The following is a 14626-nucleotide window of genomic DNA, read 5'->3' as shown; positions in this document are numbered from 1 at the left end:
CGGGTTTTTGGGCCGCCACACAAAGCCCCCGGCTTGTGGCCGAACACAATGCAAAGACCGAGCCGACGGCAGCCGACGGGGGATGCGCCCATGGACGACCTGGACGGGCGGATCGCCGTCGTCACCGGTGGAGGGACCGGGATCGGCCGGGCGACGGCCGTGGCCCTCGCCGTCCGGGGGGCCCGGGTGGTCGTCGTCGGCCGGCGGCCCGAGCCGCTGGAGGAGACCGTCGACGCGGTGTCCGCCGCGGGCGGGTCCGCGACCGCCGCGACGGCCGACGTCGGGGACGCCGAGGCGGTGGAGCGACTGGTCGCGGACGTGACCGGCCGGCACGGCCGCCTGGACCTGCTGGTCAACAACGCCGGCGTGAACGTCGCGCGGCGCAGCCTGGCGGCCCTGTCGGTGGCCGATTGGAACGCGATCGTGCAGGTCAACCTGACCGGCACGTTCCTCATGACGCACGCGGCGCTGCCGACCATGCGGGCCCAGCGGTCGGGCACGGTGGTCAACGTGTCGTCGATGGCCGGCTACCGCGCCAGCGCGCTGACCGGACCGGCGTACAACGCCGCCAAGGCGGGGGTGAACTCCTTGACCGAGTCGGTCAACCTCGCCGAGCGGGTCAACGGCATCCGGGCCTGTGCGATCTGCCCGGGCGAGGTGGCCACCCCGATCCTGGAGAACCGGCCGGTGCCCCCGACGCCGGAGGCGCGGGCGACCATGCTGCAGCCGGAGGACATCGCGGACACCGTCGTGTTCGTGGCCGCGCTGCCCCAGCGGGCCAACGTCGAGCTGCTCACGATCTACCCGACCCAGCAGCGGGACTGGACCACGGAGCTGGGGTGACGCCGTCGCCGCCCGAGCGGTACCCGACCGTGCGCAGGCCCCTGACGATCGGGGGCATGCGGCTCCCCAACCGCCTGGTCATGTCGCCGCTGACGACCTACGGGCTCCCCGACCCCGACGGCTCCTCCAACGCCCGCCACCTCGCGTTCTACGAGCGCCGGGCGCGCAGCGGGCTCGGGCTGGTGCACGTGGAGTCCGCGCTGGTGCACCCGTCGGGCCAGTGCTGGCCGAACCACCTGGCCATCCACGACGACCGGTTCGTCCCGCGGCTGGCCGAGCTGGCGCGGGCCATCCAGCGGCACGGACCGCCGGCGGTCCTGCAGCTGCACCACGGCGGGCGGGTCGCCGTGGAGGCGCTCAGCGGCTGGCCGGTGCTCGCCCCCTCGCCGCTGCCCGCCCCGGGCCGCCCGGTGCCCAAGGAGATGACCCTCGACGAGATCGACCTGCTGGTCGAGGCCTTCGCCCAGGGCGCCCGGCGGGCGCGGGAGGCCGGGTTCGACGGCGTCGAGCTGCACATGGGCACCGCCTACCTGCTGCTGGGCTTCCTCTCCCCCGCGCAGAACCAGCGGCAGGACGAGTACGGCGGAGACCTCGCCGGCCGGATGCGGTTCCCGCTGCGGATCATCGAGCGGATCCGGGAGCTGGTGGGCGAGGACTACCCGGTCGGCGCCCGCATCGTCGGATCGGACTACCACGACGGCGGCGTGGACCTCGACGTCTGCCGTCGGGTGGCGGTCGGGCTGGAGCGGGCCGGGATCGCCTACCTCGACGTGTCGGCCGGGGTGGGCCCCAACGCCGTCCGGGACTCGCCGCTGGTGATGGGCGGCGGGTCGGCGGTCTTCGCCGGGTTCGCCGCCGCGGTCCGGGAGGTCGTCTCCGTCCCGGTGGTCTCCGTCGGCCGCTACTACACGATGGCCGCGGCCGAGCGGGCCGTCGCCGAGGGCAGCGCCGACCTGGTCGCGCTGGGCCGCGCACTGATCGCCGACCCGGACTTCGTGACCAAGTCGCTGTCGGGCCGGGAGGACGAGGTCGTCCCCTGCATCGCCTGCCAGGCCTGCCACGGCGGCATCACCACGGCCCTGGGCGTGTCCTGCCTGCTGCACCCGGAGACCGGCCGCGAACTGGACCTGCCGGTGGTGCCGGCCGGGCGGCCGCGCCGGGTCCTCGTGGCCGGCAGCGGCGTCGCGGGCCTGGAGCTGGCCCGGGTCGCCGCCCTGCGCGGCCACGACGTCACCGTGGCCACCGGCGCGCTCCCCTTCGGCGGGCTGCTGGCGCTGCGGGCGCGGGTGCCCGGCGCGGCCGAGGTCGGCGACGGCGTCAGGTACTTCCGGCGGGAGCTGGACCGGCTCGGGGTCCGGGTCGTGCCGGTCGCCGACCCGGCGCACCACGACGTGACCGTCGACGCGACGCCGGGCCCGCCGGTCCTGCCCGACCCGCCCGGCGACGGGAGCGTCCCGGTGGTCCCGGCGGACGACGTCCTGACCGGGCGCCTGGACCTCGACGCCGCCGGTGAGGTGGTGGCCGTGGTCGGCCCCGGCCTGCTCGCCGGGGAGACGGCGCTGCTCCTCGCCGCAGCGGGCAAGCAGGTCACGCTGGTCGTGCCCGGCGACCGGCCCATGGCCGACGCGCACCCGCTGGTCGCCGGGACCACGGCGCACCGGCTGGCCGGCCACGGCGGGCGGACGGTCACCGGGGTCGTCCCGGGCCGCGTCGCCGGCGCCCACCTCGGGCTCGGCGGCGCCGAGGGGCCCGGGTCGGTGGGTCCCCTGGACCTCGTGGTCTGGGCGGTCGGCTGGACGCCGGCAGAGCGGGGACCGCTGACCGTGGGCGACACCTGGGACGCGTTCGCCCAGCGCCTGCTGGTGCACGACGCCGCCCGGCTGGCCCGGCAGCTCTGAGCAGCGCCCGGTGGCGGGCCGTGCGGCACCGCCACCGGGCGACCCCCTCCCGGGTCCCGCCCCGAGCCTGCGAGGGGTGGGGAGGAGGGGGTCCTCTCTCAGTACATGACCAGCCCGTTGGACACGTTGAGGTCCTCCCCGGTGATCGCCGCGGCGCGGGGCGAGGCCAGGAAGGCGACCGCGTCGGCGACGTCCTGCGGGCTGACCAGCCGCTTGAGCGCCGCGCCGGACAGGAAGTCGGCCCGGGCCTCCTCCACGGTGATGCCCCGGGCGGCGGCCTGCTGCTCGAGCACCCACTCGATCCGGGCGCCCTCCACCGGGCCCGGCGAGATCAGGTTGACCCGCACCCCGGAGCCGCCCAGCTCGACGGCGAGGGTGCGGACCAGGCCGATCAGCGCGGTCTTCGACGCCGCGTAGGGCGTGCGGTTGACCAGCGGCCGCTTGCCGGTCATCGAGCCGATGACCACCACCGAGCCGGACCGGCGGGCGATCATGCCGGGCAGGAACGCCTTGCAGGCCAGCAGCGTGCCGGTCACGTTGACGCGGAAGGTGTCCTCCCACTCGTCGAGCGGCATCTCCACCAGCGGCGCGCTCGGCCCCCCGACCCCGCTGTTGTTGACCAGGACGTCCACCCGGCCGAACTCGGCGTCCGCGGCCTTGGCGGCGGCCGTGATCGAGTCCGGGTCGCGCAGGTCCATCGCGACCGGCAGCGCCCGCCGCCCGGCGGCCCGGATCTGCTCGGCGACCTCCTCCATCGCCTCCGTCGACCGCCCGGTCAGGACGACGTCGGCGCCCTCGGCGGCCAGCCGCAGGGAGATCGCCCGGCCGATGCCGGTCCCCGCCCCGGTCACCGCGGCCACCTGCCCCTCGAGGGGCGCGCCGGTCGTCACTTGACCGCGATCGCGTTCATCGGCGAGCCCGCCGCGCCGGTGATCGGCAGCGGGGCCGCGGAGAGCATGAACTCGTAGACGCCGTCCGCGGCGCAGTCCTCACCGATGGCCTGCAGGTCCCAGATCTCGCCGAAGAGGATCCCCATGTGCACCAGCGCGACGATGTGCAGCGGCTGGAAGAGGTCGACCTCGTTGGGCCGCACCTCGCAGCCCCACGTGTCGGTGGCGATGGCCGCGACGTCGTGCTCGTACAGCCACGGCGCGGTGTGCAGCGACAGGCCGGGTGCGTCCCCGCCGTTGTAGTCCCCCCAGTTGCCGCGGCGGGTCTCGGTCATACCCGTCCGCACGATGACCGCGTCGCCGGTGCGGACCTCCACGCCCTGGGCCGCGGCCGTGGCGTCGAGGTCCTCGACGGTGATCGCGTAGCCGGGCTCCAGGCACTCGACGCCCTTGTGCCGGGCGACGTCGAGCAGCACGCCCCGCATGACCAGCTTGTCCTTGGCGACCTGGATGCCGCAGGTCGCCGCGCCCTTGGCGGTGACGTTGCCGGCGTCGAAGCCGTTGTACATCTGCCCCTTCCAGAAGATGTGCGCCAGGCTGTCCCACTGGCTGCCCGACTGGTTGGGGGTGACCAGGACGTCGTCGGAGAAGCCGAACCCCTTCGACGGGCCGAACCCTCCCGGCAGCGGGTCCTGCTTGCCGGCCAGGTAGTCGGTGCCGGTCGCGGTCATCATGTTCAGCGGGTTGGCGCGGAAGCCGCCCGACTGCGGGCCGTTGAGGTCCAGCGGCAGCCCCATCGAGATGACCTGGCCCTGGCGGACCAGCCCGGCGGCCGCGACGACCTGCTCCGGGCCGACGTGGTTGAGGGCCCCGAGCTGGTCGTCGGCCCCCCAGCGGCCCCAGTTCGAGAACTTGCCGATGTAGTCGCGGATGACGTCGTCTCCCCGGAAGGGCACGTCATCGGCCGGCGAGCTGGCCATGGTTCCTCCTGACCTGGTGGGTGGACGCGCCCCGGGGCTGGGACGCGGGTCGGTTGGGGTCACCGCACGGGCATGTCCGCGGAGTCGCCCGGCGCGCGGAGACCGAAGGTGAGCGACGGGTCGCCCGGGACCCAGTCGCTGCGGAACTGCGCGCCCTCGCCCAGGTCGCGGGTGCGGGCGAGCAGCGCGCGGCCGAGGTCGAGCTGGGCGGGCTCCCACAGCCGCAGCGCCTCGGGGACGTCGCCGCCGGCGCGCAGCAGGGCCGCGGCGAGCGCCCACACGTCGTCGGCGCCCTTGGCGGTGGCCGCGGCCGCGTGGGGCCGGACGGCGAACGCGGCGTCGCCGACCAGCGCGACCCGGCCGAAGGCCATCCGGGGCACCTCGACGTCGACCATCACCTGCAGGAACGGGGCCGCCGCCCGGGCCGCGACCTCGGCCAGCGGCGGCGGCAGCTGGGCCTGCGCGGTGTCGCGGAAGTCGGCGAGGTGCTCGTCGCGCACCGCGCCGGGCGGGAGGGAGACGTCGCGCTGCCGGCCGGTGCGGTCGGTGAGCAGGTCGGCCAGCGCCGCGCCCTGGGCGACGTTGCGGTACCAGACCAGGTTCATCAGCCGGCGTCCCGGCTCGACCGCGCCGTCGTAGTTCGGGATCGGGTAGGTCAGCGCGTGGCTGTGCGGGCGGACGTAGTAGGTGAGCGAGTCGTCGAGCGCGGCGAACGTCGCCGGGCTCAGCTCGCGCTCGTCGACGACCCCGCGCCAGGCCACGTACCCGCCGTAGCGCGGCTGGACGTCGGGCAGCATCGTTCGGCGGGCGAACGAGGAGACGCCGTCGGCCCCGACCAGCAGGTCGCAGGTCGCGGTCCGGCCGTCGGCGAAGGCGATCTCCACCTCGTCGGGCGTCTGCCGGATGCCGGTCGCCTCGGAGTCGAGGTGGTAGCGGTCGCGGCCGAAGGCGCCCAGCAGCGTGCCGTAGAGCGTGTTGTAGCCGGTGAAGTGGTGCCGGCGGGCGTCCTCGCTGAGGACCGACCCGTCGTCGGCCAGGTAGCGGTGCCACCGCGCCGACGTGCTCACCGCCGACAGGTCCAGCAGCCGGTTGTCCAGCAGGTACCGAACCGTCGTGGGGTGCAGCACGATGCCCACCCCGCGGCCCTCCAGCGGTGCGCGGGAACGCTCGTAGACGTCGACGTCGCAGCCGATGTCGCGGAACACCAGCGCGGTGGTGAGCCCGATCAGCGAGCCGCCGAGCACGCCCACCCGCAGCGGCCGGTCGCCGGGCAGCACGCCGGTCACCGCGGCACCGGCCCGGTCGGCGTCCGCCCGGCGGCCCGCTCACCCGGGAGCGGGAGGCCACCCCCGCACGCTGGAACGTGCCCTGCGTCACGTGTAGCGTCGCGGCGGCCGTCGGCGGAGGGAGGGACCCGGTGCTCGACGCGGCCGACCCCGCGCTCACCGGTCGCGAGCCGCTGCCCGCCTGGGTGCGCGAGCTGGCCGCCGATGTCGACCTGGCCGCGCTGTGCGAGCGCGTGGTGGCCCGCGACGTCGCGGTGGCCTTCCCCGACCTCGCCGACGACGCCGGCTTCGCCGAGCACCTGCGGGCCAGCGTCCAGGAGAACCTGCGGCTGCTCCAGCAGGTCCTCTGCGGGCGGCTGCCGCTGGAGGCGGTCCGCCTGGAGCAGCCGCTGGTGTTCGCCCGCGTGCAGGCCGAGCTGCGGATCCCGCAGACCGCGCTGCAGCGCTCCTACCGCGTGGGGTTCGCCGAGATGTGGCAGGCCTGGGCCGACCGGCTGCAGGAGGTGGCCGAGGCCGCCGACGTCCCCCGCGCGGAGGCCGTGCGCGCCCTGGTCCGGCTGACCACCGCGATCTTCGACTACCAGGACCACGTCGCCTCCCTGGTCGCGGACAACCACGCGCGGGTGGACGAGGCGCTCAGCCGCACCCGAGCGCACGTCCGGCAGGGGCTGGTGCGCGAGATCCTGCGTGGCGACCGGACGTCGCTGGCTCCCTCGGACCTCATCACCCTCGACCACGACCTCGGCGGGGAGCACGTCGTCGTGCTGCTGCCCTCGGTCGCCGAGGGCGCGGCCGGCAGCCTGATGACCGGGGTGCGTGCCCGCACCGGCGTCCGGTCGACCCTGGTGCACCCCGTCGACCTGAGCCGGACGGCGGTCTGGCTGACCGTCCCCGGCTGGACGCCGGACGGACGGCGGCGCCTGCTCGCCGCGCTGGCCGACGCCGGGGTGGAGGCCTCCGTCTCCGAGCCGCTGGCGGGCCTGGTGGGCTTCCGCGAGGCCTACGCGCAGGCCCAGGACGTCGAGCGGGTGCGCGCCGCGTGGGGCCGCGCCGCCGCCCCGCGGGTGCTCGAGCACGCCGCCGTGGCTCTGGAGATCCTGCTCATGCGCGACCCCGAGCGGGCCCGCCGCTTCGTGCGCACCGAGCTCGGCCCGCTGGCCGAGGACACCGCCGAGGCCGCCCGGCTGCGCGAGACGCTGGAGGCCTCCTCCCGGCTCGGCAGCCACGTGGCCACCGCCGAGCACCTCCAGCTGCACGAGCACACCGTCCGCAACCGGCTGCACCGGGCCGAGGAGCACCTCGGGCACCCGCTGTCGGAGCGGCGCACCGAGCTGCAGGTCGCCCTGCGCCTGCAGCGGCTGCTCGCATAGCGGTACCGCAATCGGTGCTCCTGGTTCCCTCCCGCGCGGCGGAGCCGCCCGGACGGCAGAGCCGCTCACTGGCCGGCCAGCCGCTGGAGGACGCCGAACACGCAGGCGGTGTCCTCGGTGAGCCGGTCCTGCGCGACCGCGGCGTCGTAGAGCACCCGGGTGGCCGCGAACAGCGGCGTCGGGCTGGCCACCCCCTGCGCGAACTCGGCGATGAGCCCGTTGTCCTTCTGCATGGTCGCGACGGTGGCCGTGGCCGGCTGGTACCGCCCGGCGGCCATGAGCGGGCCGCGCACCTGCAGCATCCGCGAGCCGCCGGCGCCGTCCCCCACGGCGGAGAGCACCTGCTCCAGGTCCAGCCCGGCCCGCTGCGCGAGCAGCAGCGCCTCCGCGGCGGCGGCGTTGTGCACCGCCACCAGCAGGTTGGCCACCAGCTTCATGGCGGTGCCCTGGCCGAACGCGCCCAGGTCGTACTGGGCGCGGGTGAAGGTCTCGAGCACCGGCCGCGCCCGCGCCTTGGCCTGCTCGTCCCCGCTGAGGTAGGCGATCAGGTCGCCGTCGCGGGCCTGCTGGCCGGTGCCGCTCATCGGGCAGTCCAGCAGGGTGGCGCCGAACGCCCGCGCGCGCTCGGCCCCCTCCCGCTTGGTCTCCGGGGACAGCGTGCTGGTCTCCACCAGCACCAGCGTCTCGTGCACGCCGCCGGACAGCGCGTCCAGCACCGCGCGGAGGGCGGCGGCGCTGGGCAGCGAGGTCACCACGACCCCCGCGGCGCGGGCCACCTCGGCGGGGTCGGCGCAGACCGTGCCGCCGCGCTGCTCGTGCTCGGCCCGGCGGGCGGGGTCGGGGTCGAAGCCGAGGACGGGGTACCCGGCGGCGAGCAGGTGCCCGCTCATGGCCGAGCCCATGACGCCCAGGCCCAGGAACCCGACCGGCTCGCGGCTCACCGGGCCGCTCCGTCGCCGAGGAAGCCGGTGAGGGCGTCGACGAACGCGTCGCGCTGCTCCAGCACGCCGGCGTGCCGTGCCGGGGACAGCCACACCAGCCGGGCGTCGGGCAGCGTGGCGGCCAGCTCGCGGGCCGCCACGGTGAACGGCGGGGCGTCGTCCTCCCCGCAGACGAGCAGCGTGGGTGCGGTGATCCGCCCGACGAGGCCGGTCTGGTCCACCTCCTCCAGGGCGGCGCAGGCGGCCGCGTAGCCCCGGGGGTCGGCGTCGGCGACGGTGCGCCGGACCCGTTCGACGACCGGCCCCCCGGCGGCCAGCGTGTCCGCGGTGAACCACAGCGACAGCGTCGGGTCGACGAACGGCGCCATGCCCTGCGCGGGTGCGGCCGCCGCCCGGTCCCGCCACTGCTGCTTGAGCGGCGGCGGGTAGACCACGACGGCGTCGACCACGACCAGCCGGCGGACCAGCTCCGGGTGACAGGCGGCCAGCCGCTGCGCGACCAGCCCGCCGAGGGAGACGCCCACGACGTCGGCCGGGACGGCGCCGGCCTCGGTCAGCAGCGCCGCGGCCTGCTCGGTGAGGTCCTCGATCGTGTACGGCTGCTCGGGCACCGGCGTCGCCCCGTGGCCGGGGAAGTCGTAGGTGAGCACCTCGTGGCCGGACAGCGCCGGGACGACGTCGTCCCAGAAGCCGGCGTCGACGCCCAGCGGGTGCAGCAGCAGGACCGGCGAGCCCTCCCCGGTCCGGTGCAGGGCCGGGGTCGGCAGCGGGCTCACCGTCGCACCCCCTCGGCGCGCAGGTCGGGCAGGATCGAGCCGCCGGGCACCGGGGTGCGGGCCACGTTCATGACCATCGCCAGCGTCGTGTAGTAGCCGGCCGTGCCGACGACCTCGACCGCGCCGGCGTCCCCGAGGTGCTCCAGGGCCCGGGCCCAGGTGTCGTCGCCGACCCGCTTGGTCCGGTGCAGCTCGTCGAGCAGGTCCCAGACCGCCTCCGCGGCCGGGTCCATGCCCTCGGGTCGCCGTCCCTCGCCGATGGCGTCGGCGACCGCCGGGTCCAGGCCGGCCTCGAGGGCGAGCGGGTGGTGGTAGCTCCACTCGAAGTCCTGGTCCCACCAGCGGGAGACGAACAGGATGGTCATCTCGAACAGCCGGCGGTCCAGCGGGCTGGACCAGCGCAGGTGCTCGCCGACCTTCTGCAGCCGGGTCATCAGCTCGGGGCTGCGCAGCAGCGGCGCGAACGGGCCGATGACCGCGCCGCGCGGGCCCGAGCTGATCTCGGCGACCGCCGCCCGCTGGGCGTCGGTCAGCTGCTCGTCCGGGGGCAGCGGCAGCCGGTCCTCCTCCACCGTCACCGCCCCCCGTCGGCCGGGACGGGGCCGTCGTCGGCGCCCAGCGCCTCGTTGACCCGCGGCATGACCTTGGTGGCCATGAGCTCCATCGACCGCCGGGCCAACTCGGGGTCGACCCAGTCCAGACCGGCGTAGACCAGCTCGCCGAACTCCCCGGTCTGCTCGCGCAGCGCCAGGATCTGGTCGGCGACGGAGTCGGGGGTGCCGCAGATGACCAGGTCGCGCAGGACGCCCTCGAGGGTGACCTCCTCGTCGGGCTGCTCGCGGGAGGTCTTGAACAGCGCCAGGCGGCCCAGCGACCGCATCTTGCCGAGCATCTTCCCGTAGTAGTAGCGGTACGGGCTGCTCGCGTCGGCCCGCCCGTAGGCCTCGGCGACGTCGGCGTCGTCGGCGACGAAGACCGTGCGCGCGACCCGCCAGTCCGCCGGCGCCGCGGTGGCGCCGACCGACTCCTTGCCCTGCACGTAGTTGGGCCAGTGCGTGGCCACCCACTGCGGCAGCAGGAAGTTGGCCGACAGCGGGTGGAAGTCCTTGGCGCCCATGGCGACGACGCCCTTGGAGAACGGCGCGACGACGGTGCCGACGACCTCCGGGCGGGGCTGCTGCAGGGGCTTGCCGACGATCCCGACCCCGACGTCGCCGTCGAAGGTGTTGGCGGTGCTGACGGTGAACCGGTTGTCGGGGAAGTCGATGTCGTAGGGCGGCTCGCGCTCCCACAGCGCCGTGATGACGTCGATCGCCTCGGCGAAGATCTGGTTGCGGTCCTCCTTGAGGATGCCCAGCAGCTCGGCGTCCGACGGCAGCGCGCCCGGGCTGACGCCGAGGATGAACCGGCCGCCGGCGAGGTGGTCGAACATCGCGCTGTTCACCGCCACCAGCGCGGGGTGCATGTGCGAGAGGTTCGTCGTCCCGGTGCCGAGCCGGATGCGCTGGGTCTCCGGGATGAGGGTGGCGAGGAAGACCAGGCTGTTGGTGATGTTCTCGTGCCGGTCGGTGAGGTGCTCGCCGATGAACGCGTCGTGGAAGCCGAGGCGGTCGGCCAGGATGACCGCCTCGCGGTCCTCCTGCAGCGTCTCGGCCCACGTGCGCCCCTGCGGGTGCATCGGCATGGCGAAGTAGCCCAGTCTCACGACGTCTCCTCGGGGCTCGGCCGGTGGACGCCGCCAGTCAAGGCCCCGGACCGGTCCCCGGGCAGTGTCGGGACCGGACAAGTTGACCGCCGGCGGATGACAGCGGACGTGAGTCGGGACGCCGTGGTGACGGGCTCCGCCATCGCGGCGGCACCCGCATGACGCGCTCCGCCATCCCCCCGGGCCCGCGCCGCCGTTCTACTCGACGGACAGGACCGCGCCCGACCGGGGTGCGGCACGGCCTCCCGAGGAGGTCCCGCGTGACGACCCCCGAGCCGGCAGCTCCCCCGGCGTTCGACGCCCAGCGGTTCCGGCACGTCGTCGGCCACCTCGCCAGCGGGGTGACCCTGGTGACGACCCGCACCGCCGAGGGTGCGTTCGGCATGACGGCGAGCTCGGTGACCTCCCTGTCGCTGGACCCGCCGATGATGCTGGCCTGCCTGAACAGCTCCTCGGCCACCTGCGCCGCGGTGGCCGAGGCCGGCGCCTACGGCGTCAACGTGCTCGGCCAGGGCCAGGGCCACCTGGCGCAGCAGTTCGCGACGCCGTCGGCGGACAAGTTCGCCGGCGTCCAGGTCGCCGAGGGGGTCACCGGCGTGCCGCTGCTGACCGAGGCGCTGGCGCGGATCGAGTGCGAGGTCGTCGAGCAGGTCGACGCCGCCACCCACACGATCTTCCTCGGCCGGGTCCGCCAGGCCGAGGCCGACGAGGGCGCCCCGCTGACCTACTTCCGCGGCGGGTTCGGGCGCTTCGAGTTCGCCCGCGACGACGCCGTCTACCTGCGGGCCCGCCAGCAGGTGCTGGAGCGGCGGTACGCCGCCGACACCGTGCTGCTGCTCGACGACCTCGCCTACTCGCTGGACGTGGACAAGCCGGCGGCGTTCTACGCGCTCTCCCGGCTGGCCGCCGAGGGCCTGGTGCGCCGCGACCCGGAGCGCGGCTACGTCGTCGTCCCGTTCACGGCGCGGACGTCGGACGAGACCTTCGACGCCCGCTGCGCCATCGAGCTCGGCGTCATCGACATGGTGTGCGGCCGGGTGCCCGAGGCGGAGCTGGCCGGGCTGCGCACCCGGTTCGAGGCCATGGCCGCGCTCCTGGTGGGCGAGCGCTTCGTCGACTTCGACGGCTACCTCGACGCCAACTACGCCTTCCACGAGACGCTGGTCGCCCTGGCCCACAGCACCGCGCTGACCGCGGCCTTCAGCGAGCTGCACATCCGGTCGGTGATGACCCGCAGCTTCGGGGCGACGCCGGTGACCTCGCAGAGCTTCATCGAGGCGCAGCGCGGGATCACCGAGGGCCTGGAGCGCGGCGACGCGGAGACGGCCCGGGCTGCGGTCTACCGGTACACCGAGCTGGCCAAGCAGCGCGTGCGGGACATCCTCGAGCAGACCGGCGGCCGGCTCTGAGCCGCCGCCCCGGCCTAGGCGGGCCCGGCCTGGGCGGGCCCGCCCGGCGCCGCGCCGCGGGCGGTCACGGTGGCCCGCACGGTCGCCGCGTCGGCACCGGCGGCCAGGAGGGTCCACAGCAGCAGCCGCGCCTTGCGCGGGTCGAGCCACCCCGCGGGCAGGACGCCGCGGCCGAGCAGGTCCTCCTCGCTGCCGACGAACCCGTAGGTGGCCGACAGCACCGGGCCCCCGCCGGTGCGGGTCGCCAGCACGACGGGGCAGCGGCCCGCCACCGCACCGACCACCTCGGCCGCGGTCGCCGACACGTGCCCGGCGCCGAACCCGGCGACCACGACCCCGTCCCAGCCCGCCTCGGCGACCAGCGCCAGCAGCTCGCCGCGGTCCCCGAGGGCGGTCTCGAGGAGGGCCACCCGCGGGTCGCGGCCCTCCAGCGGGCGGGGCAGCGCCGGCCAGCGCGCCGCCCGCCCGGCGAAGGTCACCGCCTGCTCGTGCACCCGGCCGAGCGCGCCGAAGACGCCGGAGGTGAAGGCCTGCAGCGCGGTGCTGTCGGTCTTGCGCACCCGCGCCGCGGCGTGCACCTCGTCGGCGAACACCACCAGCGCGCCGCGGTCGCGCGCCCCGGGGTCGGCCGCGACCCGGACGGCGGCCAGCAGATTGGCCGGGCCGTCGGCGCCGGCCGACGACGGGTTGCGCATCGCGCCGGTGACGACGACCGGCTCGGGGCGGTCCCAGAGCAGGTCCAGCAGGTAGACCGTCTCCTCGATCGTGTCGGTGCCCTGGACCAGGACGACGCCGGCCGCGCCCGCCGCCACCTGCTCCCCGGCCCAGTCCGCGGCGGCGACCACGTCGGCCGGGGTGAGCCAGGCGCTCGGCACGGTCTGCAGCGTGGTGGCGGCGAGGTCGGCGACCTCGGCCAGCGCGGGGACGCCGGCGAGCAGGTCGGCCGCGGTCAGCGCCGGCTGCACCCCGCCGCCCGCCGCGGGTGCGGTCATCGTGATCGTGCCGCCGAGCGACCCCACGGCCACCCGCGGCCGCTGCGCCGAGCTCCCCATGCCCCTGCCCTCCCCTGCCCGGCCCCGGTCGGCGCCCGGCCGGCCCACCGTAGGGCCCACCCCGATCGAGAGGACCGCTGATGCCCGACCTGGACCTGCTCGTCGCGGGCGGCACCGTCGTCACGCCGTCCGGCCGCCGCCGCGCGCACGTCGGCGTGCGGGACGGCGTCGTCGTGCACGTCGGGCCGCCGGGCGCCGCGGACGCGCCGAGCGCCGCGCGCACGGTGGACGCCGCCGGCCTGGTCGTCCTGCCCGGCGGGATCGACACCCACGTGCACCTGATGGACCCCGGCAGCCCCGAGCGCGAGGACTTCCCGACCGGCACCGCGGCCGCCGCCGCCGCGGGGGTCACCACCATCGTCGAGCACACCCACGGCGCGCCGGTCCGCACCGTCGACGACCTCCGCGACAAGACGGCGTACCTGCGCGAGCGGTCCGAGGTCGACTTCGGGCTGGCCGCGCACGCCTGGCCGGGGGCGTCCGGGGAGGTCGGCGCGCTGTGGGCGGCGGGCGTGGCGTTCTTCAAGGTCTTCACCTGCACGACCCACGGCGTGCCCGGCCACGACCCGGCCCGGCTCAAGGAGCACCTGGAGGCTTCCGCTCGGGCGGGAGCGGTCAGCCTGCTGCACTGCGAGGACGAGTCGCTGACCGGCGCGGCGGAAGCGTTGCTGCGGGCCGGGGGCCGCACCGACGGCGGGTTGGTGCCCGAGTGGCGCAACCGGGACGCCGAGCTCGTGGCCGCCGCCGTCGCGGCGCTGCTCGTGCGGCGCACCGGCGCCCGGGCGACGATCGCCCACGTCAGCAACCCCGAGGTCGCCGCGTACCTGTCGGCCGAGCGCGCCCGCGGGGCGGGGCTGGCCGTGGAGGGCTGCCCGCAGTACTTCCTGCTCCGCGAGGACGAGGTGCTCGACGCCGGTGCGCTGCGCAAGTTCACCCCGCCGGCCCGGGCCCGCACCGACGCCGACGAGGCCGAGATGTGGCGGCTGCTGCGCTCCGGGGTGCTCACCCACATGTCCAGCGACCACGCACCGTCCACGCTCGAGCAGAAGCGCGCCGGCGACATCTGGAACGTCCACTTCGGCCTGCCCGGCCTGGACAGCACCATGCAGTTGCTCCTGGACGCCGTCGCCCGCGGCCACCTGGCCTACGAGGACGTCGCCCGCGTCTACGCCGAGCAGCCCGCCCGGACCTACGGCCTGTGGCCCCGCAAGGGCCGGATCGCCCCGGGCGCCGACGCCGACCTCGTGCTGGTCGACCCCGGCGGACGGCGGACGCTGCGCGACGCCGACGTCCTGTCCAAGGCCGGGTGGACGCCGTACGACGGACGGGCGGTGCAGGGGCGGGTGGTGCAGACCTGGCTGCGCGGGGAGCTGGTCGCCGAGGAGGGCCGCCCCGCCCGGGGCCGCTGCGGCCGCTTCCTCCCCGGCCCCGGTGCGTCCCCGGCCTGAGCCTTGCCAGGGCCGCGGAACCGCCCTA

The 14626-nt window shown here is 75.9% G+C and carries 13 protein-coding genes; 5 read left to right on the top strand and 8 right to left on the bottom strand.

Features of this window, described 5'->3' with window-relative positions:
• Nucleotides 1-90 precede the first annotated feature (90 nt).
• Both ACI789_RS08950 and ACI789_RS08945 read left to right on the top strand, forming a co-directional pair.
• A complete protein-coding gene (locus ACI789_RS08950) occupies nt 91-843 on the top strand; it encodes an SDR family oxidoreductase (RefSeq protein WP_457008151.1) in 753 nt (250 codons plus the stop codon).
• Nucleotides 840-2741, top strand: a complete 1902-nt coding sequence (locus ACI789_RS08945) for an oxidoreductase (RefSeq protein ID WP_457008149.1) — start codon at nt 840-842, stop codon at nt 2739-2741. Before ACI789_RS08950 ends, ACI789_RS08945 begins: the two co-directional genes overlap by 4 nt.
• 98 nt (nt 2742-2839) lie before the next feature.
• On the opposite strand, the gene ACI789_RS08940 is transcribed toward ACI789_RS08945, so the two are convergent.
• From ACI789_RS08940 to ACI789_RS08930, 3 genes are read right to left on the bottom strand one after another with little or no spacing between them, the layout of a single operon-like run.
• Nucleotides 2840-3601, bottom strand: a complete 762-nt coding sequence (locus ACI789_RS08940; protein ID WP_457008213.1) for an SDR family NAD(P)-dependent oxidoreductase — start codon at nt 3599-3601, stop codon at nt 2840-2842.
• A 26-nt stretch (nt 3602-3627) separates the two neighbouring features.
• The gene (locus ACI789_RS08935) at nt 3628-4611 is read right to left on the bottom strand and encodes a cyclase family protein (protein WP_457008147.1); all 984 of its coding nucleotides are present in this window, start codon (nt 4609-4611) and stop codon (nt 3628-3630) included.
• 59 nt (nt 4612-4670) lie between these two features.
• On the bottom strand, nt 4671-5897 hold the full coding sequence (locus ACI789_RS08930) for an FAD binding domain-containing protein (protein WP_457008145.1): 1227 nt from the start codon (nt 5895-5897) through the stop codon (nt 4671-4673).
• A gap of 131 nt (nt 5898-6028) precedes the next feature.
• Between ACI789_RS08930 and ACI789_RS08925 the strand changes: the two genes are divergently transcribed.
• Nucleotides 6029-7267 carry a PucR family transcriptional regulator gene (locus tag ACI789_RS08925; protein WP_457008143.1) on the top strand — a complete coding sequence of 413 codons (1239 nt, stop codon included), beginning with the start codon at nt 6029-6031 and terminating at the stop codon, nt 7265-7267.
• Between the two features lie 65 nt (nt 7268-7332).
• On the opposite strand, the gene ACI789_RS08920 is transcribed toward ACI789_RS08925, so the two are convergent.
• From ACI789_RS08920 to ACI789_RS08905, 4 genes are read right to left on the bottom strand one after another with little or no spacing between them, the layout of a single operon-like run.
• The gene (locus ACI789_RS08920) at nt 7333-8301 is read right to left on the bottom strand and encodes an NAD(P)-dependent oxidoreductase (RefSeq protein WP_457008141.1); all 969 of its coding nucleotides are present in this window, start codon (nt 8299-8301) and stop codon (nt 7333-7335) included.
• Complete coding sequence (locus ACI789_RS08915; protein WP_457008139.1) at nt 8205-8984, bottom strand: alpha/beta fold hydrolase; 780 nt, start codon at nt 8982-8984, stop codon at nt 8205-8207. The genes ACI789_RS08920 and ACI789_RS08915 overlap by 97 nt, the downstream gene beginning before the upstream one ends.
• The gene (locus ACI789_RS08910) at nt 8981-9562 is read right to left on the bottom strand and encodes a carboxymuconolactone decarboxylase family protein (RefSeq protein ID WP_457008137.1); all 582 of its coding nucleotides are present in this window, start codon (nt 9560-9562) and stop codon (nt 8981-8983) included. Before ACI789_RS08910 ends, ACI789_RS08915 begins: the two co-directional genes overlap by 4 nt.
• Nucleotides 9559-10689, bottom strand: coding sequence for an LLM class flavin-dependent oxidoreductase (locus ACI789_RS08905; RefSeq protein WP_457008135.1), 1131 nt, complete (start codon nt 10687-10689; stop codon nt 9559-9561). Before ACI789_RS08905 ends, ACI789_RS08910 begins: the two co-directional genes overlap by 4 nt.
• A gap of 260 nt (nt 10690-10949) precedes the next feature.
• On the opposite strand from ACI789_RS08905, the gene ACI789_RS08900 reads away from it, so the two are divergent.
• On the top strand, nt 10950-12098 hold the full coding sequence (locus ACI789_RS08900) for a flavin reductase (RefSeq protein ID WP_457008133.1): 1149 nt from the start codon (nt 10950-10952) through the stop codon (nt 12096-12098).
• 14 nt (nt 12099-12112) lie between these two features.
• Here the strand turns inward: ACI789_RS08900 and ACI789_RS08895 are convergent, their stop codons facing one another.
• Nucleotides 12113-13150 carry an asparaginase gene (locus ACI789_RS08895; protein WP_457008131.1) on the bottom strand — a complete coding sequence of 346 codons (1038 nt, stop codon included), beginning with the start codon at nt 13148-13150 and terminating at the stop codon, nt 12113-12115.
• Nucleotides 13151-13230: 80 nt separating this feature from the next.
• Between ACI789_RS08895 and ACI789_RS08890 the strand changes: the two genes are divergently transcribed.
• On the top strand, nt 13231-14598 hold the full coding sequence (locus ACI789_RS08890) for a dihydroorotase (protein ID WP_457008129.1): 1368 nt from the start codon (nt 13231-13233) through the stop codon (nt 14596-14598).
• The last annotated feature ends 28 nt before the right edge of the window (nt 14599-14626 follow it).

The sequence above is a fragment of the Geodermatophilus sp. SYSU D00965 genome (genome assembly GCF_054050075.1).
Note: the sequence above shows the minus strand (reverse complement) of the source record. Positions and strands in the feature narration are given on the sequence as shown.

Coding starts and splice junctions, on each gene's coding strand:
- ACI789_RS08935 (WP_457008147.1), bottom strand. CDS start 4,611: ATGGCCAGCTCGCCGGCCGATGACGTGCCCTTCCGGGGAGACGACGTC.
- ACI789_RS08895 (WP_457008131.1), bottom strand. CDS start 13,150: ATGGGGAGCTCGGCGCAGCGGCCGCGGGTGGCCGTGGGGTCGCTCGGC.
- ACI789_RS08890 (WP_457008129.1), top strand. CDS start 13,231: ATGCCCGACCTGGACCTGCTCGTCGCGGGCGGCACCGTCGTCACGCCG.
- ACI789_RS08950 (WP_457008151.1), top strand. CDS start 91: ATGGACGACCTGGACGGGCGGATCGCCGTCGTCACCGGTGGAGGGACC.